Consider the following 26,354-nt stretch of genomic DNA (forward strand, 5'->3'; position numbering starts at 1 on the left):
AAAAAAGCGCAAACCTTAAAGTTTTGCGCTTTTTTCAATTCTATATAAAAAGAAAAATCCCTATTTCAATTTCATCAATTTCTCTAAATACTCAACCTTATCTTTTTCAGCCTGAACCAAACGTTCGTAAAATTCCACAACTTTATCAAGAGGATTGAATGTACAATTATGATTAGGACCATTTATTTGACCTTGATTAACACTATTATCATAAAAGGTATTAAAGTAACTAAAAACAGATTCTTCCGAAAAGTTTTCAATCGCTTCAACAGTAACGCCAAGTGCTTTTGCAATTTCTAGCAGTTTTTTAGCATCAACTTCTTCGCTTCCTTCAATTCCTGAAATAGCTTGTTGGTTTGAACCAATTGCTTGCGCAAGTGCTTCTTGTTTCATACCACGAAGCTCTCTTATTCGGCTAATATTTCTGCCAATATGTTTGGGTTTAGTTGCTGTGCTCATAATTCAAAGGTATTTATTTTTTTTGATAAAAATAGCTTTCCGTAAAATACAAAATCAATTTGATAAAATACAATTTTGGTTGGTTTTATAAAAAGTAAATATATGCTTTTTCTTACTTTAATAGGTTAAGTGTAATTGTTTTTAACACATAGAAACATAGACTTAACACACTTAAAAAAGGCGTTTCACTTATTTAAAATAAACATAGAGAGCTATGTGTTAGAAACTTGTTTCTTTTTGTATTCTTTTATAAAGACTATAACCTATGTTTGTATGTGTTTAAATAAAAACAAGCTGCTAAGAAATCATCATTTTAACTCCCAAAATATGCTTGCAAATCCCTCTTTTACCCTGATAAGCCGTAAACCAGTCGCAGGTACATCTTTGCGAATTATTGTCGATAATAACTTTGTGTACAACGCCGGAACCTTTTACTTTGGCTTCGATATAATCGGCTCTTCGCTCGACGATTTCGATGTCTTCGTTAGCTAATAGTTTTTTGGCATTTTTAAGCCTCGGATTTAGTGATAAAATACGTTCGGTTTTAAAAGGAAGACGACGGTAAAAATGTGCTTTTTCGCTTAAATCATAACCCAATAATCCCATCGAGGATAAATTCGAAGTCAGATTATCCATCGTGCCAAAATCGATGTCATTTTCGATCGAAAGCATTGTTGGGTCAAAAGTTTCGTTTGATTTTAATAAACTGTTTAATCCGTAAACCCATTCTATAGGTAAGTTTTCGGTCATTGTTTCGAGTACATTTCCTTCGCCCGAAAAACCTCGGTAGGAATCTGGAGAAAAAGCCATAAGAAGCTGCATTTTTCCAAACTCGGCCACAATCGCGCAAGTTTGTTTGTCTGACGATTCGTAGATGAAAAATTTATCTACAATAGCCAGAATTCCTTCTAACAAACGCAAACGCTGCACACCGCCAATTCTAACGCTATCGGCTGTAGCTAAAGTCGAAAACATAAATTTTCCGGCTCTTTTGGTGATGAAAAAATCACCTTTTACAGTTCCTTTTGGTAAACTTTGAAACAGCTGAATCGTCTGAATTTTATTCAACTCAAACTTAATATCCATATCTGCCAGATACAACTGAACGCTCGTTAAACCTTTTATCCAGCGCATTGGCAAAGTCACTTTTTTCTCCGTCACTTTTGCTTTGCTGGTAATCACCTGAACATCCTGCTGACCCACGGCAAGCGTTACTTTTTCGTTTTTCTGAATCGCATTTAAGGCATTCAGCATTGGGTCATTAAAATCGACATTCGTGGTTCCGTTGGCAATAAATTCTCCGTCGATTGCTTCGGGTTTCATGTCTAATCGCACATAAACGCCATTGCAGGACGAAAATCCTTCGAAACGCAAACGCTCAGATCCTGCCGAAACGATAGGATCGCGAAGACTTGGCGGAATGGGACCAAAACTGGAACGAACGACTTTGGCAATCGTAGTCCAACATTTTGCGGTAACATAAGGATCTGTCAAACTTCCCCAGAAAAAACAGGGTATGTTATTGACTTCTTCAATTTCGGTTTGGTGTGCCAAAACCAGATTGTTAATGCCTTTGGTTTTACTGTAAGTCGAAATTCCTTTATAATTATATTCGAGATCTTTCATTTTTCTTTATTTTAAAATTTGCTTAATCAATGATTTAAGCGATGCATTATCTTTCCATTTTTCAAAGAAAACAATTGCCTCAGCAGATGGTTTCTGATTGGTTTTGGTTAAAATATCCAGATAATTTTCTATTATTTTCTTGAAGTTGGTTGGTAATTTGTCTTTTAGATCAAGAGTTGAAAAGAAGGCGTTCAACAACTTCAATAAAGCATTATTATGCAATGGCGAAACATCTTTTATGGCAATTAATCCGTCGACTAATCTTAAAAACACGCCATATTTTTCGGTTACCAGATACGCTATTTTCTCAGCAAAAAGTTCGATATCTATGGCTTGTTTTTCGATTAACTGAATCAAAACTTCTGATGCCAGTAATCGTAAATCTTTCTTTTCCTGAAAGAAACAGCAGGCATACAAAAACAGGCTGATGTCTGAGAATCGAAATTCAGGTCGGTTGATGACGTCTAAAAAACCTTTTAATTCCGGTTTTGCACCATCGGCAATATTACAATTATGCAATAAAGTCAATGCCAGCGCATCTGAGTTTTGTGGCGTAAGACTGTGCCAGAAATAGGTGTTTCCGGTATAATTAAGTAAATAATCCCAACTGTTTGGTCGCTGATACACATCAAGGCTGTACAGTAAATAATTTGGAATTTTAGAATAATTCGGCAAATCAAATTTTAGCTCGTACCACGATGGCGTTCGCTCTTTTTCTTTGGTTTGATAGTTTGTCCATTCATTCCATTTTTCTTTAAACTGAACTACCGGTTTAAAAGGAGCAACCACAAACGGAACATCTTTTAAATAGGTATTTTCGAATTCAGGGAAAGTATCGTTTGGATAAAAAGTTCTTGCAGCAACTGCCCAAAGCGATAAGTTTCCGGTTTCTTTGGTCGTTTTGCCCATTGTCGCCAATAGTTTCGAAAACAACGAAGTCGAATCTAATGCTACTTTTTCGTTTACGCCCAGACAAAACGATAATAAGGGTTTGAGTTCGCCTTCGATCTTATCCAATAACGGAATGGCTTCTTCAACATTTTCTCTCGGCATACGCGCGATTGCAATAGCCAAATCGGCAGCATCAATTTCTTCGTTGGTATTTTGATACGCAATAATTCTTTCGAGCAAAACTTTTGGAGCGACCCAATACGGTTTATGGCTAGGGAAAGAGAGCAGGGGCAAAGTAGAATTGGTATCTATTTTTTGCTGTACTTTTTCGAGTAAAGGCTGCATCAGCAAAGTGGTATTAATCTTTGAATAATGATTGACTTTACTATTGAATTTGTTGTCGATGTTGGCAATTTTAGATTGTAAAAATGCTTTCACGAAATTTTTGTGAGTGGCTTCAAAATAATGTTTCTGCAATTGCTTTTCATAAGGCTGCAATTGCGCGCTATAATCTGCAGGAAACAAATCCCGTTGCGCAATATAAATATTCAATAGAATTTCTGAATCGACCGTTTCTTCTGAATTGATGAAATTTCCAAACTGAAAAACAACATCGTTCCAATCCTTTGGCAACTGAACTTTTTCTGTAAGCAATAATTCTTGTTGAGGTTCAAATGTATATTCTTCATGTGCAGTATCATCAACAACCAGAGCATCTTCGTCTAAAAACTGCGTTAACCCTGATTTTATATTTCCCTGCATCAAAGTCACGTAAGATGATAATTTCTCTTTAAGAGTTTTATCTTTTACGTTGGCAATTTTGGTAATAATTTTGGTAGCGCGTTCCTGCAAAGCCAGATCTGCAATAACATAAACATCTGCAATAATAGATGCAATTGTGGCGCTTAGTTTAGGGTTCGATTTGGTGATTTTTTCCAGAATTGGCAAAACATTTTTAATGGCCGCTTTGCAATCGCTGCGCATCATTAAAGGTTCGAGCCATTCCAGGAATGATTTGGTTTTGAATTTTGGATGATCGTATATTTTCTTGATCAGTTCAATTCCGTAACTCGTTATAGGCGGATACGGATTGTGTAGAAAAGAGAATATATTTTCCTGATAAAGAATCAGTTCATCGGCAGTAATATTAAATTCTTCAATTCTTTTTCTAAAGAAAGATTTCAGATTATTGTTCCATTCTTTGGTCTGGATTAGGATCGCATTTTCGATAAAAAACGCGCGATCCATCTTTTTCTCCTCTAATAATGATTTGTAAATAACGGCCCAGGTCTGGAACTCATCGTGCTTTTGTTTATCATTATCCCTAAAAAAACTACTGTGCAGAATCGTTTCATAATTAAACAATTCCGGAATATCCCTTTGATACGTTAATTTGTCGCTTAAGGATGTATTAATGAATCTTCGGGTCTTCATTTTGGCACGCCACTCATTCGTTGCGGCCAATGTCAAAGCGTATAGTTCAGAATTATAGGTTAATAAATCGTGTTCTTCGAGTTTGCGGAGGGTATGATAATTAAAGCCTACCCAATCTTGTCTTTTTACTTTGTCTAAAATAAAAGTATCGAGCCAATTGGGTTTTGCCCACAATAAAACTTCCATCACGTGAGGTTTTTCGTCTAATTCATTTAATAGACTCAAAGCCTCGTCCCAGGAATTGATATCTGCTTTATCAAATAAGGCGATCGCGCTTAGGGTAATAATATCACTTTGTTTTTTATCGCCTCGTGTTCCCCAGCCATAATCGTGTTTGTCTTTTTTTACGTAACCCGGATCTTTGGTAAGATCAGTATAAGTCATAAAATAACGTTTACTTTTCTTGATCAGTTTTTTTAGCGCTTCAATATTCCCTTTTGATTTTTCTTTTAGAAAAGGCAAAAGCAAATCTATATTTTTACATTTTATGATAGTCTCATATTCTTCAAGAACTTCATCAGATTTTGCGCTTTTAGCGGTTTTAGGTTTTGAAGCTACAGCAACATCACCAGTTTCCGAATATCCTTTTTTTACTTTTTCGGCCAGTATTTTTTCTGCTGATTTCAGACATTCTTCGTCTGTAGAAAATGATTTGGTTTGAGAAGTTCCTGATGTTCCGTTTTTGCCGTAAGTCACAGTATATTCTAATCCTGTAACTTCAATTTGCCAAAACTTATCAGAGTTTCCGTCTATGTATTTTAAATATTTTTTCATGGTATTTTAAAGACTGAATTTGATGAAAAATAATATGTGCGTATATTCTCAAAAATATAAAATTATTCAGGTATAACTGAGGTTTTAAATGAAAATTTTGGTCTGTACGATAAATATTTCAGCACTAATTATATAGAAATGAGATTTCGACCCCGCTTAGTATGACAGAGAAATAACCTTTAAGCGGGTGTTTTTTGTGCCCAAAAATAAATGATTTAATAGCTCAATTGGTAGATTTATTAGTTGTTAATCAATAGGTTGAAGGTTCGGTTCTTTCCAAAATCGCACGTTCTCTAGAAGGAACTGGCTCATTGGGATTACTGGCTAACCTTCCCGACTGTCTCTCGGGAGAAACGGGTTCAACTCCTGTATGAGCCGCTTTTTTTGAAGTTGCTAAGCTTCTGAGTTGCTAAGATTTTAAAAGAATCTTTAATATGTTGGAAAAAAAATTTGCGACTCTGCGGCTTTGCGAGAGATTGATTAAGATAATCTTAGAGCAAAAAATGCGAATGATTTTCGCGCAAAGCCGCTGAGTCGCAAAGAAAAAAAATATAGTCTTAGTGCCTTCGTAGCAAATATAAATTACTACGCAGAATAACTGCGCACTACAATTTGAATATTTGCTCAAGAAATAAAACAAGTTCTTTTATAAATTGAAATACATCAAAGGAAACTTTGATTTACAATATCAAACAAGTCCTGTTGCGTGTTTCTGTATAGCACCATTGTAGGGAACTTTTCGCAAAAGCGTATTATGTTTTTCTATGCAACTTGATTTGGAGGTTTTGATTGTTTTCCAAAAAATGATCTCACTCTATCGGTCATGGGTTCGACTCCCATTCGCAGTAATGCGATAGTTCAGTCTGGTTAGAACAATAGAAAATTCGCAGGTTCGAATCCTGCACTGATTTAGGTTCAGTTTGACAGTGGCTTGTCGCCAGAGCGCATCACTCTTAAAAAGATGCTTATCCAAAGAAAACTGATTTGTCTTTGTCAGTGAAATTTTAGTCCAGTCCCGAAACTTCGGGATCGGGACGGGACTAAAATTTCACACTCATGATAAAACCAGTGCGAACAGAAATGTATTTTGAATTACTCATTTTCTTTTCGGTTTGATTGTTTAAGGATTTTTAGAATCGCTTTTACAAAATAGAATCGCAAAACAATAGGAGTAAAGAAACCGCAAGCTGTTTGTCCGTTTTTCTCAGAGGAGAGAGGCAATGAAGTTTTTTTATTTAGAATTAGAGAGAAGAGCATAGAAGCAAGAATATAGAATATAGAAGAAAGAGAATAGAGGCAAGAGAATAGAAGCAAGATTTCGATAGTGTTAAACTTGAAACTTGAAACTTGAAACTTGAAACTTGAAACAAAGAAAACTTGAAACAAAAAAAAGACAAAAAATATTATGATAAAAAGAATTAAAATCGAGGCGTACCAAGTAGGTTTGGTATTCGAAAACGGAAAATTAGTAAATGTAGTAGAAGCAGGAATGCACTGGATTTTTGGAGACAAAAATGTAATGATCTATAATATGAACGCAATATTTCAAGCGCCATTTGAGTTGAATATTTTGTTGCAAAACGAAAAATTGGCTTCTATGTTGGAAATTGTTGCGGTTGCTGATAACGAAATTGTTCTGCAATTTGTAAACGGAAACTTTAAAGGAGTTTTGCCTGCGGGAAGATATGCGTTTTGGAAAGGAATTGCCCAAAATGAATTCACAAAAGCAGATATTTCTAAAATTGAAATTACGGAGAATGTTGCTGTAAATTTATTAGAAAATGCCCAATTGAGACTTTTTACAAGAAAGTACATTGTTGCAAGCAACGATAAAGCATTGTTGTTTGTAAACGGAACTTTTGTAAAAGAGTTAAAAGCCGGAACGCACTACTTTTGGAATAACGCGATTACTATTGAAGTTAAAACTGTTGATGCCAGACAGCAACAAGTCGAGATTTCAGGTCAGGAATTGTTAACGAAAGATAAAGCAGGATTGAGAATCAACTTTTTTGTGAGATACCAAGTAGTTGATATCATGAAAGCTTTGGTGGATAACAAAGACTTTGAGAAACAATTGTACGTGGCAATGCAATTGGCTTTGAGAGCTTTTGTTGGAGGATTGACTTTGGATGAATTGTTAGGTAAAAAGGATACAATTGCTGAGGCAATTTTAGCCGAAGTAACGACTAAGATCAACGAGTTGGGATTAGTGATTTCTGATGCCGGAATTCGTGATGTAATCTTGCCTGGAGATATGAAGGAAATCATGAATCAGGTTTTGGTTGCCGAGAAAAAAGCGCAAGCCAACAGCATCATGAGAAGAGAAGAAACCGCTGCAACCAGAAGTTTATTGAACACAGCAAAGCTGATGGAAGAAAACGAAATGTTGTGGAAATTGAAAGAGATGGAATACGTGGAAAAAATTGCCGATAAAATTGGTGAAATCACAATTTCTGGTGGCGGTAATGTTATCAGTCAATTAAAGGAAATCTTCGTGAAATAAAAAAGGCTGTCTCGTAAAAGACAGCCTTTTTCTTTGGTTAATTATTTTGATTTTTAATTGAATTCGCAAGTGGGACACAGGCTTTAACAGGTGAGAAATGCAAAACCGTGTAAAACAGCAATCATCAAGGCGATTGTTGTAAAAATCTTATTTATTGTGAAATTTGTTAAATTAATGCAAAATATAATATATTTGTATCTGTAATTAAAAAATAGAAAAATACAGATGATACTTTCAGCAATCCTTAGTTTTGAACCTTTAGCCGGAGATTTTCCAGTTGAAGTGGCAGGATGCAATAAGTATTTTTATGAAATTGAAATGTGAATTTTAGAGTTTAAACTCAACATAAATATATAAAAGCATCCTTATTGAGGATGCTTTTTTTGTTTTAAGGCACTTCAATTTCGTTCAAAAAGAACTTCTATTGCGCTCGACATGATAGCAAAATGATTGAAAACAAACCATAACCAGAAATATTAAAAAAAATAATTGACCAAATGTTTAATGATTAATCAAAATAGCGAAATATAATCTTGAAAAGTAATCTGATGAGTAACAGTCATTTGATAAAAAGATAAATCTGCATCAGTTTGCGGACAGGGATTTCTTTGTTTTAATTTAAGTGTAACTATCTGTAAGTTAATAAAGTAATTTTAAAAATGATTTGGAAATGTGATTTTTTCCATCATATCTTTGCCAAACAAAATCGAAACATAACGTTTCACAACAACAACAACAACAACAACAACAATTTTAAAAAATAAAACAATATGAATTTTAAATTATACATAAACAATAAAGGATTAGCAGCCACGACTTCGAATAGTGAATGCTTTTACATACTGGTGCATCAATATAGGCAATAGGATAATTATATCGTATTTGTCATGAAGCACCTTTAATTGGGTGCTTTTTTTGTTTTTAGGAACATAGGTTCATAGAAGCAAAGGAACAAAGGAACAAGGGTTCAGAGTGCTAAAGAAAAAACTTAGTCTCTTAGTCCCGAAGCTTCGGGATAGTACCTCAGAAGCTAAAAAAAAATTAACAATAAAAATTTAAGGATGAATCAAAAAATAGGACTTAGGTCAGACTATAGTGGTCAAACAGATAAAGTGGAATTTGGTGAGTTGCCGTTTGCCTCAAGTAAAGAAGCGGATTTAGAACTTATTAACCTATGGAATGGAAAGGGGAATTTTAGGAATATTATATATATCATTTAGAGATGTTTCTCTAGTAAAGCAATGGTGCTTTTAACCTTTTGTGATATTGGATTTCCCGGAAAAACCTTCGATTTCCTGAGAATTCCAAGAATTGCAAAAATAAAAATACCATGCAAAACAATACATTAGAAAAATATAAAAAAGCAATTAGAAAAAAATACGAGATCGAAAAAGAAGGTAAATACTTTGATTATTTGTACAAACCTTCTCGTGGAGTACTTCGTGATTTATGCTGGTTGATTTTCGAAAATAACCCAACGAAAGATGACTTGAACGTTTTTAGTAATCTATTAGGATTAGATTTCGATCATAGTAAAAAGAATAAGTTTAAGGAGAAGAAAGATAAGTTTAGACCTATCGAGACGTTCTTTAAAGGCGAAACAGAGCTATCAAATATCGATGCTATAAATATGGCAGCTATTTTGGTTGACTTTGAGCCACGTCCTTTTAAAAGGTTTTACGAAAATTCTAAAACCGAAGAAACAAAACCAGTAAAACGAATTGAAAAAGTTCAGGCAGTTTTTGAAAAAAAGAGTTCTGTAAAAAAAGATAAGCTTGAAAAAAAGTCTAAGAAAAGAAGTTTTTTTCGAGATTTTAAAAGCATGTTCTTCTAGTAAACAGAAGTGAAGAATTGTAAAAATACAATTTGTAAATTGAAGGAAATCTTCGTGAAATAAAAAAAGGCTGTCTCATAAAAGACAGCCTTTTTCGTTGGTTAATTATTTTGATTTTTAATTGTGATCGTAGATTTTAAAGTAAAGATCTTTATAAATTTCTTTAATGATTTTACGTTTCAATTTTAAAGTAGGAGTCAATTGTCCGCCATCGATAGACCAAACATCCGGAGTTAACTCAAAACGTTTGATTTGTTCCCAGTGTCCAAATTTTTTGTTGATTCCTTCAATTTCTTCGTCAATACGTTTAATAACGTCTATATTTGAACTAATGTCTTTGTCTGTGTTTCCTAAAGTTATTTTATGAATTTTCGCCCATTCTTTTACAAATTCAAAATTGGGCTGAATAAAAGCAGCAGGCATTTTTTCGCCTTCTCCAATTACCATAATTTGCTCAATAAAACGAGATTGTTTCATGGCGTTTTCAATTAGTTGAGGTGCAATATATTTTCCGCCAGAAGTCTTGAACATTTCTTTTTTACGGTCTGTAATTTTCAAGAAACCTTCGCTGTCAATTTCTCCAATATCTCCTGTATGAAAATATCCGTCTATTAAAGCTTCGGCAGTTTTTTCAGGATCTTTAAAGTAGCCTAACATTACGTTTGGTCCTTTGCAAAGAATTTCACCGTCCGGAGCAATCTTAACTTCTACGTTGCGAATTACTTTTCCAACCGTTCCAATCTTGAAACCTCTGTTTCTTTGATCGTTTACAGCAATTACAGGCGATGTTTCAGACAAACCGTAACCTTCCATAACCGGAATCTCGGCAGCAGCAAAAACTCTTGTTAAACGTGGTTGTAATGCAGCACTTCCTGAAACCATTAAATCCAAATTTCCTCCCAAACCTTCTTTCCATTTGCTGAAAATAAGTTTGCGGGCAATTTTTAACTGAAATTCATACCAAGCACCATTTGCTCCGTATGGCTCATATCTTAAACCTAAATCAATAGCCCAGAAAAATAACTTTTTCTTGATGCCCGTTAATTCAGCTCCTTTAGCATAAATTTTATCGTAAACTTTCTCTAAAAGTCTTGGTACAGCCGTAATAACTGTTGGGCGAACTTCTTTTAAGTTATCACTAATTTTATCAATAGATTCTCCAAAATAAACAGAAACACCATAATATTGATAGATGTACAAAATCATTCTTTCGAAAATATGGCAAATAGGCAAGAAGCTTAGTGCAGTGCTTTTTCCCGGATCAAAAGGGATTCTTGGGGCACTGTCTAATACATTTGACACAATATTTTTGTGCGAAAGCATAACGCCTTTAGGTCTTCCTGTTGTTCCTGAAGTATAAATAATCGTAGCCAAATCATCGGTTTGAATACTGTCTTTTCTGGCTTCAACTTCATTTTGATTGCTTTCATCTTCTCCAAGAGTCAATAATTCTGACCAATGTTTACAACCCGGAATTTCATTAAAAGAATACACTTCTTTTAAAGTTGGTACATTTGCCTGTATCGATTTTACTTTTTGGTAAACTTCATCATCTGATACAAAACAGTAAATACTACCACTATGATTTAATATATATTCGTAATCTTCTTCAGAAATTGTTGGATAAATAGGCACGTTTTGCGCACCGGTTTGCAAAATACCAATATCCATGATATTCCACTCCGTACGATTGTTTGAAGTGATTAAAGCAATTTTATCATCTTTTTGAACGCCTATGCGTAATAATGCTCTCGAAACAGCATTTGCTTTTGCAATATATTCCTGGCTAGATGTTTTTTCCCAAACTCCATTTTTTTTGGTTGCTAAAGCAACTGGAAGGGCATAAGTTTCTTGTTGATAATAGGGAAAATCAAAAAGGCGTGTGATTGAAACCATGTTTAATATATTGAATTTTATTGCAAATTAAATAAAAAAAGGGTATAATTTTTAAATTTACAGAATTTTATAATAAAAATTATAGGTACTTTAGAAATTCTACGAAAACGTTTTCTTTTTTGTAGTAAAATTTCGAAAAAACAAGAAAAGTTTATCTTAGGATATAAGTTTTAGAAAAATTATTGAACGTTATAATCAACATATTCTTTTACTCTTTCTCCCATTAAAAACATTTTTTTCTTTGCAAAATGAATAGAAAACTGAGAGTAAATCCAGGCTTCGCTGTCATTTGGTTTGTACCAAAAAGTATAAGAGGCACTATTAAAACCTTCCTTGAAAACCGGAATTCCTTCGTCAGTGCATTCGATTCCCCAATTGATCTTGGATTTTGTTAAATCGTTAGACTGAATAACTCCTGTTCCGTCCTGATTTAATACGGTGCTTGGCTCTTTTTGGCCTGTCGTTATAAAAGTTCCGGGAACAGGGTAACCAATAGTAGTTGTAATGTAATGATCTCGTCCGTTGTAAGTAATTTGATCTACGTGAATTTGTGAATAAGAATGTGTAGAAACAAAAAATAACGTAATAAATACTGAAAATAAAAATTTCATTCTTTGTAGGTTTAATTGTTTTTGGAGGCGCAAAAAAAATTTAGTGGCATAAATTTTTTCGCGAATATAGTTCAATTTTCATTAGAAAAATGAATCCAAATTACAAGAATGATTTTTTTTCTTTTTGTGAAAATATTACTCAGTTGAAAACTGATTTTCCAATAGTTTTTCTTTAAAATCAGATTTAAAAGTATAGGCAAAAGTTACCATTAATGCACGAGTATCTGATTTTGAAGTACGATTATTACTAAATAATAAAGTATTGTTTTTGTAGCCGCTTTCAAGCGTGTTAAACATATCAGTAACCACCAATCCCAGACGCGCATTTCCGCTGCCTAATTTTTGCTGAAAACCCATGTCAACATTATAAATCGGAATTCTTTTTCCTTGTGCGGTAGCCAAAGCCGAATTGTAGTTCCCGATAATTTGTAGTTTTCCGCCTTTCCACGGAACAAAATTATTGATCATTTTTCCGTACCAGCTAAAAGCATTATTGACTACATCTTGCGCTAAATTTGAAGCATTTATGTTTTGCTGAAAGGCAGTTACACTAATATTAGCATCATAAAAGCCAATTGATTTTAAGCTAAAAATAGTTTCTAAACCGTAAGTAATTGTACTTCCAATATTTCGGGGTTGTAATAAAATCACACCATTGTCTTGAAGTTCTGCATATTGCCTAATTGTATTCGTAGCATTTCTATAAAAAGCATTGGTAGAGAAGGAGTACTTTGACCAATCTTTGTTATAACTCATTTCGGCGATATGAATAATTTCAGGTTTTAAATACGGATTTCCACCATGCGGATTCAACGCATCTGTAATATCAATAAACGGATTTAAATCATCTAAATCAGGACGATTGATACGTTTGCTGTAACCAATTTTCACAAATTCATCAGATGCTAAATTCATTTGAAGAGATGCCGATGGGAAAAGTTTTAAATAATGATTAGAAAAATTATCACTATTGTTTTGTGTTTTTCCATTGTTCGAAACCTGCTCGGCGCGCAATCCTAAATTGTATTTCCATTTCGGATTTTCCTTTTCTCCTATAAAAGAGTTTAGCATTCCGTAAGCAGCATTTATCTGTTCGTTATATTTAAAGCCATTGCTTGCTAAAGGATTTATAACATATTCGCCATTCGTCATATCAGCACTTTGAAAATCGGAATTAAAAAATCGGAATGTTCCTTTGTAACCCGTTTCTACAATTGACTTTTCAGAAACTGGAACTGCGTAATTCACAATTGCATTCGAGATGTTTTCATGCTCATAATTGTGTGTTCTCTGCAAAAAAGCGTCGCCGATTTGCGCATTATATTGATCGTAATTAAAAGTATCAATATCAGTGTTTTCTCTATGTTTATTAAATGAAGATGTAATGCTGGCATTCAGGCTTTTTCGTTCATCGGCAAATTTACGATCATAACCAAAAGCCAGTTCGCCAACTTTTGAGCGTTCTAGTTCTAAAGAATGTCTAACATTATTAGAGAAAAATTGATTCGTACTGGTATTTACCTGTGTATGTAAAGTTTCGTCATTATCCTGGCTTTCCATGTTTCCTAGAGCTTCAAATGAAAAACTGTTGCGCTCGTTAGGAGAAAAATCAATATTGAATTTCAAATTCTGCAAACCTTCAGTTCGTTGATCGCTTCTGTTTTGGTTAATGAAATGTTCGTCGTCAATAAGATAATTGGTTCTCTCGCCTTTTATTTTTTTAGTTCTACCGGCAAAACGGTTGTCATATCCCAAACCAAAATTCCATTTATCAGTTTTATGATTCAAAAGAACAGAACTGTTTAAACGTCCTTTTGCGCCAAATCCGCCACCCAAAACCACGGCGCCATTCATACCGCTCTGATTATTTTTTTTGAGCTTAATATTGATAATTCCACTTTCGGCATTCGCATCATATTTTGCAGTCGGATTGCTGATTACTTCAATACTTTCGATACTGCTTGCTACAATTTGATCCATATTGGTAATCGCCGAATTTTTGCCATTTATTAAAATCATCGGAGATTTTCCTCTTAGTGTAATTCCTCCATCTGCATCAACAGCGACAGTCGGAATGTTTTTTAGCATATCCGTAGCAGTTCCTCCCGATTGTGAAATATTAGAAACGGCATTAAAAATAAAGCCCTCATCTGTTTTTTGAATTTGCTTTTTCTGAGATTTTACAACAACAGCGTTCAATAAGTTAGTATCAGTTTGTAATGTTATAGTCCCGATAGAAATAGGAGAATCTGCAATTTTTACTTTTTGAGTTATGGTTTTAAAACCAATTAATTTGAATTGCAATTTATAATCGCCTGAAAGTACATTTTCTAATGAAAAATTTCCGGATGCATCAGTCACGGCGTAGCTTGCTACTTTTGTTGAGTCACTTACTTTTTTTAAAACTACATCTACAAATTCTATAGCAAGTTTCCCATCAGAGACCTTTCCTTTTATAGTTGAAGATTTTTGACCAAAAGAAAATTGACTGATGGTAAATAAGAGAATAAGGAATGATATATTTTGCGTCCAATTTTTCATGAGACAAAGATATTTATCCCATTGTTTATGATTGCTTAAGCTGTCTTAAGATACCATTAAATTAATCTTAGAGTAGTTTAAAAATCAATACTAATCCACATAATGATTGCCATTCCTTGGAATGACATTGCGGAAAAGTTGATACGGAAAAAGATATAAACAAAAAAAAACGTCCGATAAATTCGGACGCTTTCATAATAAAAATATATTTTTAGATTTTCTCAATCCATTTTCTAGCATTAACAAAAGCTTCATGCCAAGGAGAAACTTCGTCGTTTCTGTCTTTTGGATAATGAGCCCAGTTCCATTGGAAAGTCGAGCGCTCAATGTGAGGCATCATCACTAAATGTCTTCCAGTTTTATCACATAGCATTGCTGTGTTATAATCAGAACCATTTGGGTTCGCAGGATATCCTTCGTAAGCATATTTAGAAACAATGTTGTAGTTTTCTTCCCCAAGAGGTAAATTGAATTTTCCTTCTCCGTGAGAAACCCAAACTCCCAAAGTACTTCCGGCCAATGTCGATAACATAACTGAGTTATTTTCTTGAACCTTTACAGAAGTAAAGATACTTTCGTGTTTGTTACTTTCGTTATGAAGCATTTTTCCATGAACTTCATGCTCTGGATTAATCACTTCTAATTCCATAAACAACTGACATCCGTTACAGATTCCGACAGATAAAGTATCTTCTCTTTTAAAGAATTTATCTAAAGCTGTTTTTGCTTTTTCGTTGTATAAGAAAGCTCCGGCCCAGCCTTTAGCAGAACCTAAAACATCTGAGTTAGAGAATCCTCCAACTGCACCAATAAACTGAATATCTTCAAGAGTTTCACGACCAGAAATTAAATCGGTCATGTGAACGTCTTTTACATCAAAACCGGCTAAGTACATAGCATTTGCCATTTCACGCTCAGAATTACTTCCTTTTTCACGAATAATAGCTGCTTTTGGTCTTGGTTTAGAATTGTCGATTTCTGGTTTCTTTCCTGTAAAATGTGCTGGGAAAGTATATTGTAAAACTTGATTTTTATAGTTTTCAAAACGTGCCTGAGCTCTTCCGTTTTTAGATTGTTTTTGATCTAATAAATAAGAAGTTTCGAACCAAATGTCTCTATAAGTTGGAATATCCAATTTATAATCTCCAAATTCTAAAGTTGCAGTATTTTGAACTGAACCAATTTTGAAGAATTCGATATTGTTCGCTTTTAATTTAGCTTCAACAGCTGCGTCAGATTTAGCCTGGAAAACAATTCCGATGTTTTCTGCGAAAAGGATTTTCAATAAGTCTTTTTCCACGAAAGCGCTGAAATCAATTTTAGCTCCAAGATTTACATCAGCAAAACACAATTCTAATAAAGTAGTAATTAAACCACCGCTTCCGATATCGTGACCCGCTAAAATTTGGCTTTCGCCGATTAATTCCTGAATTGTATTAAAAGCATTTTTGAAGAAAGAAGCGTTTTTAATTGTAGACGTTTCGTTTCCGATTACATTTCTAATTTGTGCAAAAGATGAACCTCCAAGTTTGAAATCATCCTGAGACAAATTGATATAATAAATTGAATCTCCGTTTTTCTGTAAAACAGGCTCAACTACTTTTCTAATATCTGTACAGTTTCCTCCAGCCGAAATAATAACCGTTCCCGGCGCAATTACTTCGTCGTTTGGATATTTTTGTTTCATAGAAAGTGAATCTTTTCCTGTTGGAATATTGATCCCCAATTCAATTGCAAATTCTGAACAGCCTTCAACCGCAGCGTACAAACGAGCGTCTTCACCTTCGTTTTTACAAGCCCACATCCAGTTTGCAGATAATGAAATTCCTTTCAAACCATCTTTAATTGGCGCCCAAACAATGTTTGATAACGATTCTGCAATAGCATTTCTACTTCCCGCAACCGGATCAATCAAAGCCGCAATAGGAGCGTGCCCAATAGAAGTTGCGATTCCTTCTTTACCTAAATAATCCAGAGCCATAACCCCAACATTATTCAAAGGCAATTGTAATGGACCTGCATTTTGTTGTTTAGCCACTTTTCCACCAACACAACGGTCAACTTTGTTTGTTAACCAGTCTTTTGAAGCAACAGCTTCTAAACGTAAAACGTCTTGTAAATAACTTTCGAAATCTCCTGCTGAATAAGAAACAGCAGCATATTTTCTATCGATCGTTTTATCTGTCATAACCGTTTTTGGAGAACTTCCGAAGAAATCTTCTAAAGCATAATCCATCGGTTTTAAACCAGTAGATTTTGATTCGAAAGTAAAACGGTGATCTCCCGTTACATCTCCAACCTGATACATTGGCGAACGCTCTCTGTCAGCGATTCTTTGCAAAATATCAATATCTTTTTGACCAATAACCAATCCCATTCTTTCCTGAGATTCGTTACCAATAATTTCTTTTGCAGAAAGTGTTGGATCTCCAACTGGTAATTTATCCAAGTCGATTAATCCACCAGTTTCTTCAACCAATTCCGAAAGACAGTTTAAGTGTCCTCCAGCTCCGTGGTCGTGAATCGATACAATTGGGTTATGATCGCTTTCTACCAAACCACGAATGGCATTAGCAGCGCGTTTTTGCATTTCAGGGTTTGAACGCTGAATTGCATTTAACTCAATTCCTGAACCAAAAGCACCAGTATCTGCAGATGAAACCGCAGCACCACCCATTCCGATTCTATAATTTTCTCCACCAAGAATTACGATTTTATCGCCTTCTTGTGGTTTCTTTTTAATTGCCTGATCTAGTTTTCCGTAACCAATTCCACCCGCTTGCATAATTACTTTATCGTAACCAATTTTACGGTCGTTTTCTGAATGTTCGAAAGTTAAAACTGAACCTGTAATAAGCGGTTGACCAAATTTATTTCCAAAATCAGAAGCTCCGTTTGAGGCTTTGATCAAGATATCCATTGGTGTTTGGTACAACCATTTTCTTTCTTCAACCGCATTTTCCCATTTTCTGTCATCATTCAAACGAGAATATGAAGTCATATAAACTGCAGTTCCAGCTAATGGCAAAGAACCTTGACCACCCGCTAAACGGTCACGAATTTCTCCTCCTGAACCTGTTGCAGCTCCGTTGAAAGGCTCTACAGTTGTTGGGAAATTGTGTGTTTCTGCTTTTAAAGATAATACCGAATCAAATTCTTTTATCTCGTAATAATCAGGTTTGTCAGCTGTTTTAGGTGCAAATTGCTGCACTTTTGGTCCTTTTACAAAAGCAACATTGTCTTTGTAAGCAGACACTATATCGTTAGGATTTTCCTGTGATGTCTTTTTGATTAATTTGAAAAGAGAAGTTTCTTTTTCTTCACCATCGATTACAAAAGTTCCGTTGAAAATTTTGTGACGACAGTGCTCAGAGTTTGCTTGAGAGAAAGCAAAAATCTCAGAATCGGTTAATTTTCTTCCTAGTTTTACAGCAAGATTGTCTAAATAATCTACTTCTTCCTGACTTAAAGCCAAACCTTCAGTTTTATTATAAGCAGCAATATCATCAATTTCTAAAATTGGTTCTGGCTGAACGTTAATCGTGAAAATCTCCTGATCTAATTGATTGAATTTTTGAGAAAGCATTGGATCAAAATCAGTAAAATCTTCCGTTGCCGGATGAAATTCTTCAATTCTGATAATGCCCGGAATACCCATATTTTGAGTAATTTCTACAGCATTTGTGCTCCAAGGTGTGATCATAGTGGCGCGAGGACCAACAAAAAAATCCGTCAATGCGGATTTTTCGATCTTATTAGAGTTGGCAAAAAGCCAGTTTAGTTTTGAAATGTCTTGAGCCGAAATTTCGTTTTGCGTTTGTACGGCAAAAACAGTTTTGCTTTGGTTTTCAAAGAAATGGATCATTGTGATGTGTAGTTTGTTGTATTGAGGTGCAAATTTAGTGTAAATAAATAGCAAGCGCAAATTTGAAAACAAACTCTTTTGAAAAAAAATAATAGAATAATTTAAACCTTAATTCTATCTTTTTAAAGAAAAATGTCCTGTGTGTTGCTGACCATTACTGAATGTTACAGTAAACCAATAATCATCAGAAGGAAGCTCGTTGTTATTAAAAGTCCCATTCCAGGAGTCAGAACTATCATTTAACTCTTTTATTAACTGTCCATAACGATTGAATATTTTTGTTTTTAAATAGTTTTCATTATTCGTAAATTGTATTTTCCAAGTGTCATTATAACTGTCGCCATTTGGGGTGAAGAATTTAGGATACTTTATAGAATAGGCATATCCATAATCACTACCACATCCATTTTTATCTCTTACATAAATAATTTGTTTGCCTGGAAATTCTCCTATAAATTGATTACTTTCCTGATAATCTTCTCCATTAAGAGAATATTCAAAATCACCTGTCTGCGTCGTAATGATCGTAATTTTATTGATTTCATTGTTTAATTCTTCTGAGGTAATATTTTTAATCGCAGCACTGTTTGCAGCTTTTATTTCGAATTCTTTTGTAGAAATACAATTAAAACCGACATGTTTTTTTGTTGCTTTCAATGTATATTTCCCAATTTTATTAATTAAAATGGTTGAGTTTGTACTGCCGTCTGACCATAAGTATTCATCAAATCCTAAATCAGCCTGAAGGGTCATACTTTTTCCATCACATAAAGAATAAATATCCTGAAGTGTAATTTTTGGAGAATCGATAAGAGTCAATTTTAGAACAGCTATTTTATAACATGATCCATTATTGATTTTAAAGTAAAATTTATTTTCTCCAGAAACCAAATTGTAACTTGCGGTATTTGTTATTTGGTCAACAGTTAAACTATTTTCTGCACCGTTCAAACTTTTGTAAATAGTATGATTATAACTGCTGGAATTTGTAATCAAATGGTTCAGGTAATCATCTAAATTTGTTTTCTGAAATCCATCATTCAATTCGTCGCAAACCGATTCTTCATAATTCTGAGTAGGTAATTCTGTAATGATAGAAACGTTGATAGGGAAGCGTTTTATGCTTTCACAGCCGTTTAAAGTTTGTGAGGCATAATATGATTTTCCATCCATCAATAAAACAGTATTGGATAAAAGTGTTCCGTTTATCGCAGCATCGTACCATTTTATTGCAGTTCCATTAATAGAAATAGAGCTTAAATCAGCATTTTGGGCAATACAAAAACTCTGATTTGCAGTTCCTGAAGGAGCAATTGTTTCACGAATATTTATTAGAACTTCTGTTCGACCACTTTCACAGCCATTTATAGTTTGTGCAGCATAATATTTTGTTTCATTTACTAAGGTTGAATTTCCGTTTAATGAGCTTCCTCCGGTTAAAGAAGTATACCATTTGATATTTACACCCGTTTGAATGGCTATATCATTTAACGTTTTGTTTTCCTGCATACAGAACTGTTGCGGAGAAATTATCGTTGGAGGAGCATCTAAAATATCCGTATAACTTGAAGTTGCATCTTTGATAGTAGACCAATTTGCGTTTGAATAAGCAGCATTATCGACAGCAATACATCTTAAGTCAGGATTTTGTAAAAAAGAACAATAGAGAAAAAAACTCACGTCAAAATTAGTGTTATAGCCATTTTTTAAATTTAGTGAGGTAAGCAGGTTATCTTTGCAGCTAAATTGTTTCAAAGCAATATTTTTGGAAGCATCTAATTGTGTCAGGTAATTGGTGTCACATCGAAAATAAACAAGTTTGGTATTCTTTGAAATGTCTAAATTTCTCAATCGATTAGAAGAACAATAAATTTGAACTAAATTTATATTATTAGAGACGTCTAAAGTATTTAATGGATTACGACTTGTTATTAAAGTTTTTAAATTGATGTTTTTTGAAAGATCAATACTGGTCATTTCATTAGTATCACATTCTATTGTCTGTAATTTTGTATTGTTAGAAAAATCGACAAAAGTTAGTTTATTTTCATGGCACCATACGACTTCGAGATTTATATTTTTTGTAATGTTAAGACTTGTCAATTTGTTTATTTGGCATTCTAAGTTTGTCAAAGCAATGTTTTTAGAAAAATCTAAAGTGGTCAGATTGTTTTGATCACACCAAAAATATTGTAATGATACGAAATCCTCAATTCCTGTCAAATCAGAAATATTTGCATGTCCAGCATCTAAAAACGTAATGGTGCTTATTCTCGAAGTTAGAACTTTTCCGTCAATCGGACCAAAATCAAATCCTCGATCAATTAATCTTTGTTCAAAATTTGGATCCGGAATTAAAGTATATTGAGCATGTGCTGTAAGTGTAACTAGAAAAATAATTGATAGTAGTAATTTTTTGATCATGAGATGCGAATTCTTTTCTTGCAAAGAAAAGTTTATGTTTTATTTTGGATGATATTTTTACTTTGGAAAAACAACACTCTGATAAGCGCCTAAATCCGGTGGAGAAGTTCTCGTAATTCCAAGAATATCTTGCGGAATCAAATACGCCTGATTCCCTTTCGCGAAAGCGGCAGATGTATTGTCAATATTAAATTTATTTTGCGAAACATTATAAAACTTCGGATTTTCATTCAAAATAATCTGATTATAATGAACAGCATCAGTTTTAAATTGATAATCCGGATTTGTGGTTGAACTGCTAAATTTTAGAAGGCAATTATTTAATTTATAGACAAAAGCAGCGTTGGTGTTTTTATTCAAATTGAATTCGTTGGTGTTTGAGCCATAAATAATACAATTGTTAAAAGTAGCATTTGTAAGCGCATTTGTTTCTGGAGTTTTACCTTTTAAACTATTGCTTAATGTAACAGCAAAATGCGAAGGATTTGACCAGTTATTATTGAAAGTGCAATGTGTAAAACTATAATTACCGCCATAAACACATGATAAACTTGCTATACCTGCATAATTAATTACGATGTTTTCAGCAATAATATGCGTGTCTTCTGCCAGAATTCCATATTCGACACAATTGTAAATCTGCGTATTTTTAATTTCAACGGTATTAAACGGACTTCTAAAATCTAAGCCTGTAACCGCATTTTTTAAAGTTAAATGATTGATAGAATGATTTGCACTTCCGCTAGAAAAAATAACCGATTTCCATTGTCCGGGGATATCGGAATATAAAGATTCTAAGCGATCTCCTTGAAAAACGACTTCATTTTCTAGTTTACTGGTTTTTGAGGCAGTTCCGTTAATTTTAAGAGAAGCATTATCTCCTATATACAGTCCGGAATTAGCATGAAAATGAACTTTGGCTCCAGCTTCAAAGGTTACGGTTTTAAATTCAGGAACGCCGGCGTAGCCATAAATAACGTACGGTTTTTGATTGGTGAAAAGCAATTCATTTCCGTTTACAGGATTATTTTCATCCAAATAAAAACCATCAACATCTTTACCGTCAATCTTTATTTTTTCTTTAGTTCCATCCGGGTTTTGTTTTGGATAAAGAAAAACAGCATCTTGAATTAAAGTTACCAAAGCTACTTCCTGAAGATTTGCGCCACTATCAAACTGAATTTGATCAGTGTATAAAAAATCGGTCGGATCTGCATCTGTAATATCTGCTGTAGTTTCTATAAAAATGTACAAACTATCTTTTGCTAAAAGCGTAACATCTTTAAAAATCTTGCCGTTATTGCCGCTCATTCCGTCAACAGTCATTCGGTATTTTGAATTTAAACCATTTTTGAGTTGAATGGTCGGAATCGAAATGTCATTTTTGCTTTTATTGTACACTTTAAGTTGGTAAGTGCTTGAACCAATATTTTTAAAAACAGTATCTAAATAGACGGTATCTTTTGAAAACTTTAAATTTCCGGAACTGGCAACGGTATCAAAATCTGTGCGACATGAACTGATAGTTAAAATTATTCCGAAAAGAAAAAGTACAAGATATTGACGCATTTTGAATAGTTTTTTGCCACAGATTAATAGATTAAAAAGATTTTTACGCAATGTTTTAAAATAAATAATCCATGTAAATCTGTGCAATCTGTGACGAAAATAAAAAGATTTTGGCGACAGATTGTATTTGATTGTTTTTGTAAAAATAACAAAAAACTGACAGGTTCATAAATGATTTTTAATTTAGAATTGGATTTTCTGATTTGTATCTCTTCTTTTCTTTAATTTTACGATTTTAAAGCCTATTTTAATGAATTACACAAAAGAGCAAATATTAGCGCGTTGCAATCAGTTTTCTGAAAACACTTTGATGGAAACGCTAAAAATAGAATATATTGATGCCGGAGAAGATTTTTTAACAGCTAAAATGCCTGTAAATCCAAGCGTTCATCAACCAATGGGGTTATTGCATGGAGGAGCTTCAGTTGCTTTGGCTGAAAGTGTAGGCAGTGCAGCATCTTTCTTTTTTATTGATCCAAAAGAACAGGAAGTTAGAGGAATTGAGATATCAGCAAATCACTTAAAAAGTATTCGCGAAGGTTGGGTTTTTGGAACAGCGCGAATTATTCATAAAGGAAGAAGTATACATCTTTGGGAAATTAAAATTACGGATGAAGCCGGAAACTTGATTTCACTTTGTAAGTTGACTAATATGGTTTTGGATAGAAAGAAAACAGAATAGAAAATATGAATGACTTTTTTTCTACAATAAAAAAACACCGAGAGCAAAACTTACCTTTTGTAATTTACTCTAAACCTAATTCGTCTAGTATTTTTGCTTTTTTGCAGCAAGATGCTTCTTTGTATACCGTTTCAGATTACAGTGAAAGAGGTTTTGTCTTTGCTTCTTTTGATGAAAAACAACTGATTTTAATTCCTGAAAGCGAATCGAAAATTATAAGTGCCGAACAAACAAAAGTCGATTTTGATCCAATTGAAACTGAAGATTTGAATTTTGATGCTGAAGCTAAAAATCAATACGAAAGTTTGGTTGAAAAAGGAGTTGAAGCAATTAAAAATGACGAATTCAAAAAAGTTGTTTTATCGAGAAGTGAAAAAGTTGATTTGTTAGATTTTGACTTCAGTACGACTTTTCAGCGATTGATTCATTTATACCCTGCTACTTTTTCGTACTGTTTTTTTCATCCCGAGATTGGACTTTGGATGGGAGCAACTCCTGAACAATTATTAAAAGCAAGTGGGAACGTTTTTGAAACGACCGCTTTAGCAGGAACTCAAAAAGCTAACTTAGAAACTGAAATTTCATGGCAGCAAAAAGAAAAAGACGAACAGCAATATGTTACCGATTTTATTGTAAAAAGGTTGCGTGAAGTGGCTTCGTCTGTAGTTGTTACAGAACCTTATAGTTTAAGAGCCGGATCGATTTGGCATATTAAAACGGATATTTCTGGGGTTTTGAATGAAAACTCTACTTTAGAAGAAGTTATTGATACGTTACATCCAACACCAGCTGTTTGTGGTTTGCCAAAGAAAAAAGCAAAAGCATTTATCATCGAAAACGAAAATTACGACCGAACTTTTTATACCGGTTTTCTAGGAGAGTTAAATAGCAGTTTTGCAAATAATAGTAATAGCTCTGATTTATTTGTAAATTTACGTAGTATGCAAATTCAAGATAAAATTGCTGTTTTATACATGGGGTGTGGAATTACAAAAGAAAGTATCCCTGAAAAAGAATGGGAGGAAAGTGTCAATAAATCAATGACAATGAAAAAGGTTTTGAGAAAGTGAAAATAGAATAAAGAAAATAGAATAAAGAAAATAGATAAAAGATCAGTTTGGATTTTAGAATTGTTATTGAAATTGATTTTTGACATTGAAATTGAAAATAAAATTATGAAATTAGACATATTAGCCTTTGGTGCACATCCGGACGATGTAGAATTGGGTTGTGCCGGGACAATTTTAAAAGAAGTATCTCTGGGTAAAAAAATAGGAATCGTTGATTTGACGCGTGGAGAATTAGGAACGCGCGGAACTGCTGAAACCAGAGATCAGGAAGCAAAAGACGCTGCAAAAATATTAGGTGTTTTGGTTCGTGAGAATCTGGCGATGCGTGATGGCTTTTTTGTAAATGACGAAAAGCACCAGTTAGAAGTTATTAAGATGATTCGAAAATATAAACCCGAGATTGTATTATGCAATGCTATCGATGACCGTCATATTGATCATGGAAAAGGAAGTAAATTAGTTTCTGATGCTTGCTTCTTATCTGGTTTAATGAAAATCGAAACATCTATTGATGGTGTAAATCAAGAGGCATGGAGACCTAAGTTTGTTTATCACTACATTCAATGGAAAAACATTGTGCCGGACTTTGTAGTAGATATTACTGGTTTCGAAAAAAAGAAGGTAGAGGCAGTTTTGGCTTATAAAACCCAATTTTATGATGCAAGTTCAAAAGAACCTGCGACGCCAATTACAAGTAAAAACTTTTTAGAAAGCTTAAATTACCGTGCGCAGGATTTAGGAAGGTTAATTGGTAAAGATTTTGCTGAAGGTTTCACTGTTGAAAGGTGTTTGGCTATCAATAGTTTAAGTGATTTGATTTAATTTTTTTTATTTTTTGATGAAATTTTTTCAGTTTTTCCTTTGTAGAAGTAAACCTTTGTTATATATTTGCACTCGCAAAGAAAAAATGGTGGTTGTAGCTCAGCTGGTTAGAGTATTGGTTTGTGGTGCCGAGGGTCGCCGGTTCGAACCCGGTCAGCCACCCAGATTTTTTAAAAGCCTTGAAGAAATTCAAGGCTTTTTTTATGCGCTTTTTTTGGGCCTCATAAGTTTTTTGAGATTAATGACTTTTAAGCCAGTTGTTTTTTTTTTTTTTGTCTTTCCAAGGAACGAGGAATCTCCGCAAGGAACTCGTTAAAGATTAGCTTTAATTTTTATTGTCGGTTTTGATTGCGGAGATTCTTAGTTTCTTGGAATGATAAGAGCCAAAAAAAAACATGACCGTTAAGTCATGTTTTTCATTTGGTTATTATAGTTTGGTTAATGAATTATCTTATTTCGTCAAAAGTATTCCCTTGATTGATGTCTCCTGTTTTATAGCCTTTTTTAAACCAGTACATTCTTTGTTCAGATGTACCGTGTGTAAATGAATCCGGAACAACATGTCCTTGCATTTTGCTTTGAATGGCGTCGTCACCAACTGCATGAGCAGCACTTAAGGCTTCTTCGATATCACCGGCTTCAATATACTGCTGGTTGTCATGAGCCCAGACTCCTGCATAAAAATCAGCTTGTAATTCCAGAGCAACCGAAAGTTTATTGGCTTCGGCTTCGCTTTTACCTTCTTGTGCTTGTCGCATTTTTGCCGATGTTCCAAGTAAGGTTTGTATGTGGTGGCCTATTTCATGCGCTATAACGTACGCAATAGCGAAATCACCACCCTCGGCACCAAATTTAGTTTTAAGTTCTTCAAAGAAGCCTAAATCCATATATACTTTTTGATCTCCCGGACAATAAAAAGGCCCAGACGCTGATGATGCACCACCGCAAGCTGTATTTACTGAACCTCTAAAAAGAACTAATTTAGGTTTTTTATAGGTCATTCCGAGTTCTGCAAATTTTTTGTCCCAAGTGTCTTCTGTTTTTGCCAGAACAGTTTTAACAAAATGACCCATTTCTTCATCTTCTTTGCTTAATGGGGCAGCGGCTTCAGTTTGATTTGATTGAGAACCTTGCATTTGTTCCAGAATTGGAGTTATCATTTGAGCATTTTCTCCTCCAAAAACATTTACTAATAAAATAATAATACCGATGATTCCACCGCCTACAATGGTTTTTCCTCCTGAGGACATTCCTCTTCTGTCTTCGACATTGTCACTTTCTCTTGTACCTTTCCATTTCATAGGTTGCTGTTTTTGTGTTGATTGTGTGTTATCTTAGTACGAATTTATAGAT

General features: G+C 34.0%; 16 protein-coding genes and 1 tRNA gene. 7 read left to right on the top strand and 10 right to left on the bottom strand.

Annotation, left to right across the window (positions count from 1 at the left end; all coding sequences use genetic code 11):
- Positions 1-60 precede the first annotated feature (60 nt).
- The 3 genes from ACHRVZ_RS16260 to ACHRVZ_RS16270 all read right to left on the bottom strand — a co-directional run bounded on the left by ACHRVZ_RS16260 (position 61) and on the right by ACHRVZ_RS16270 (position 5,184).
- Positions 61-459 (bottom strand): helix-turn-helix domain-containing protein, encoded by a 399-nt coding sequence (locus ACHRVZ_RS16260; RefSeq protein WP_395423854.1) that lies wholly within the window; start codon positions 457-459, stop codon positions 61-63.
- Between the two features lie 297 nt (positions 460-756).
- The gene (locus ACHRVZ_RS16265) at positions 757-2,085 is read right to left on the bottom strand and encodes an SWIM zinc finger family protein (RefSeq protein ID WP_395423856.1); all 1,329 of its coding nucleotides are present in this window, start codon (positions 2,083-2,085) and stop codon (positions 757-759) included.
- A 6-nt stretch (positions 2,086-2,091) separates the two neighbouring features.
- Positions 2,092-5,184, bottom strand: a complete 3,093-nt coding sequence (locus ACHRVZ_RS16270; RefSeq protein ID WP_395423859.1) for a DUF6493 family protein — start codon at positions 5,182-5,184, stop codon at positions 2,092-2,094.
- Between the two features lie 1,405 nt (positions 5,185-6,589).
- Between ACHRVZ_RS16270 and ACHRVZ_RS16275 the strand changes: the two genes are divergently transcribed.
- The 3 genes from ACHRVZ_RS16275 (at position 6,590) to ACHRVZ_RS16285 (ending at position 9,521) form a co-directional block, all read left to right on the top strand.
- Positions 6,590-7,687: a slipin family protein gene (locus ACHRVZ_RS16275; RefSeq protein WP_395423860.1), complete on the top strand. Its 1,098-nt coding sequence runs from the start codon at positions 6,590-6,592 to the stop codon at positions 7,685-7,687.
- A 1,061-nt stretch (positions 7,688-8,748) separates the two neighbouring features.
- Entirely contained in the window at positions 8,749-8,907 is a 159-nt protein-coding gene (locus tag ACHRVZ_RS16280; RefSeq protein WP_395423861.1) for a hypothetical protein, read from the top strand.
- 110 nt (positions 8,908-9,017) lie between these two features.
- A complete protein-coding gene (locus ACHRVZ_RS16285; RefSeq protein WP_395423863.1) occupies positions 9,018-9,521 on the top strand; it encodes a hypothetical protein in 504 nt (167 codons plus the stop codon).
- Positions 9,522-9,638: 117 nt separating this feature from the next.
- Here ACHRVZ_RS16285 and ACHRVZ_RS16290 read toward each other — a convergent pair whose 3' ends face one another.
- The 6 genes from ACHRVZ_RS16290 to ACHRVZ_RS16315 form a co-directional block, all read right to left on the bottom strand.
- A complete protein-coding gene (locus ACHRVZ_RS16290) occupies positions 9,639-11,417 on the bottom strand; it encodes an AMP-dependent synthetase/ligase (protein ID WP_395423864.1) in 1,779 nt (592 codons plus the stop codon).
- 179 nt (positions 11,418-11,596) lie between these two features.
- Positions 11,597-12,028: a hypothetical protein gene (locus ACHRVZ_RS16295; protein WP_395423866.1), complete on the bottom strand. Its 432-nt coding sequence runs from the start codon at positions 12,026-12,028 to the stop codon at positions 11,597-11,599.
- A 135-nt stretch (positions 12,029-12,163) separates the two neighbouring features.
- Positions 12,164-14,569: a TonB-dependent receptor domain-containing protein gene (locus ACHRVZ_RS16300; RefSeq protein WP_395423869.1), complete on the bottom strand. Its 2,406-nt coding sequence runs from the start codon at positions 14,567-14,569 to the stop codon at positions 12,164-12,166.
- Between the two features lie 211 nt (positions 14,570-14,780).
- Complete coding sequence (purL, locus tag ACHRVZ_RS16305) at positions 14,781-18,434, bottom strand: phosphoribosylformylglycinamidine synthase (RefSeq protein WP_395423871.1); 3,654 nt, start codon at positions 18,432-18,434, stop codon at positions 14,781-14,783.
- A 114-nt stretch (positions 18,435-18,548) separates the two neighbouring features.
- Positions 18,549-20,858, bottom strand: coding sequence for a T9SS type B sorting domain-containing protein (locus tag ACHRVZ_RS16310; RefSeq protein WP_395423872.1), 2,310 nt, complete (start codon positions 20,856-20,858; stop codon positions 18,549-18,551).
- Between the two features lie 57 nt (positions 20,859-20,915).
- Complete coding sequence (locus ACHRVZ_RS16315; protein WP_395423873.1) at positions 20,916-22,427, bottom strand: hypothetical protein; 1,512 nt, start codon at positions 22,425-22,427, stop codon at positions 20,916-20,918.
- Between the two features lie 250 nt (positions 22,428-22,677).
- Between ACHRVZ_RS16315 and ACHRVZ_RS16320 the strand changes: the two genes are divergently transcribed.
- The 4 genes from ACHRVZ_RS16320 to ACHRVZ_RS16335 all read left to right on the top strand — a co-directional run bounded on the left by ACHRVZ_RS16320 (position 22,678) and on the right by ACHRVZ_RS16335 (position 25,163).
- Positions 22,678-23,109 carry a PaaI family thioesterase gene (locus ACHRVZ_RS16320; protein ID WP_395423875.1) on the top strand — a complete coding sequence of 144 codons (432 nt, stop codon included), beginning with the start codon at positions 22,678-22,680 and terminating at the stop codon, positions 23,107-23,109.
- Positions 23,110-23,114: 5 nt separating this feature from the next.
- The gene (locus ACHRVZ_RS16325; RefSeq protein ID WP_395423876.1) at positions 23,115-24,179 is read left to right on the top strand and encodes a chorismate-binding protein; all 1,065 of its coding nucleotides are present in this window, start codon (positions 23,115-23,117) and stop codon (positions 24,177-24,179) included.
- Positions 24,180-24,284: 105 nt separating this feature from the next.
- Positions 24,285-25,001 (top strand): bacillithiol biosynthesis deacetylase BshB1, encoded by a 717-nt coding sequence (gene bshB1 / locus ACHRVZ_RS16330; RefSeq protein WP_395423878.1) that lies wholly within the window; start codon positions 24,285-24,287, stop codon positions 24,999-25,001.
- A gap of 88 nt (positions 25,002-25,089) precedes the next feature.
- Positions 25,090-25,163 (top strand) — tRNA-His (locus ACHRVZ_RS16335).
- Positions 25,164-25,447: 284 nt separating this feature from the next.
- Here ACHRVZ_RS16335 and ACHRVZ_RS16340 read toward each other — a convergent pair.
- Entirely contained in the window at positions 25,448-26,302 is an 855-nt protein-coding gene (locus tag ACHRVZ_RS16340; protein WP_395423880.1) for a neutral zinc metallopeptidase, read from the bottom strand.
- Positions 26,303-26,354 lie beyond the last annotated feature (52 nt).

This window comes from Flavobacterium sp. FlaQc-57, from assembly GCF_044007395.1.
GTDB lineage: Bacteria > Bacteroidota > Bacteroidia > Flavobacteriales > Flavobacteriaceae > Flavobacterium.

Coding starts and splice junctions, on each gene's coding strand:
- ACHRVZ_RS16280 (WP_395423861.1), top strand. CDS start 8,749: ATGAATCAAAAAATAGGACTTAGGTCAGACTATAGTGGTCAAACAGAT.
- ACHRVZ_RS16310 (WP_395423872.1), bottom strand. CDS start 20,858: ATGATCAAAAAATTACTACTATCAATTATTTTTCTAGTTACACTTACA.
- ACHRVZ_RS16270 (WP_395423859.1), bottom strand. CDS start 5,184: ATGAAAAAATATTTAAAATACATAGACGGAAACTCTGATAAGTTTTGG.
- purL (WP_395423871.1), bottom strand. CDS start 18,434: ATGATCCATTTCTTTGAAAACCAAAGCAAAACTGTTTTTGCCGTACAA.
- ACHRVZ_RS16325 (WP_395423876.1), top strand. CDS start 23,115: ATGAATGACTTTTTTTCTACAATAAAAAAACACCGAGAGCAAAACTTA.
- ACHRVZ_RS16315 (WP_395423873.1), bottom strand. CDS start 22,427: ATGCGTCAATATCTTGTACTTTTTCTTTTCGGAATAATTTTAACTATC.
- ACHRVZ_RS16290 (WP_395423864.1), bottom strand. CDS start 11,417: ATGGTTTCAATCACACGCCTTTTTGATTTTCCCTATTATCAACAAGAA.
- ACHRVZ_RS16340 (WP_395423880.1), bottom strand. CDS start 26,302: ATGAAATGGAAAGGTACAAGAGAAAGTGACAATGTCGAAGACAGAAGA.
- ACHRVZ_RS16265 (WP_395423856.1), bottom strand. CDS start 2,085: ATGAAAGATCTCGAATATAATTATAAAGGAATTTCGACTTACAGTAAA.
- bshB1 (WP_395423878.1), top strand. CDS start 24,285: ATGAAATTAGACATATTAGCCTTTGGTGCACATCCGGACGATGTAGAA.
- ACHRVZ_RS16320 (WP_395423875.1), top strand. CDS start 22,678: ATGAATTACACAAAAGAGCAAATATTAGCGCGTTGCAATCAGTTTTCT.
- ACHRVZ_RS16275 (WP_395423860.1), top strand. CDS start 6,590: ATGATAAAAAGAATTAAAATCGAGGCGTACCAAGTAGGTTTGGTATTC.
- ACHRVZ_RS16295 (WP_395423866.1), bottom strand. CDS start 12,028: ATGAAATTTTTATTTTCAGTATTTATTACGTTATTTTTTGTTTCTACA.
- ACHRVZ_RS16260 (WP_395423854.1), bottom strand. CDS start 459: ATGAGCACAGCAACTAAACCCAAACATATTGGCAGAAATATTAGCCGA.
- ACHRVZ_RS16300 (WP_395423869.1), bottom strand. CDS start 14,569: ATGAAAAATTGGACGCAAAATATATCATTCCTTATTCTCTTATTTACC.
- ACHRVZ_RS16285 (WP_395423863.1), top strand. CDS start 9,018: ATGCAAAACAATACATTAGAAAAATATAAAAAAGCAATTAGAAAAAAA.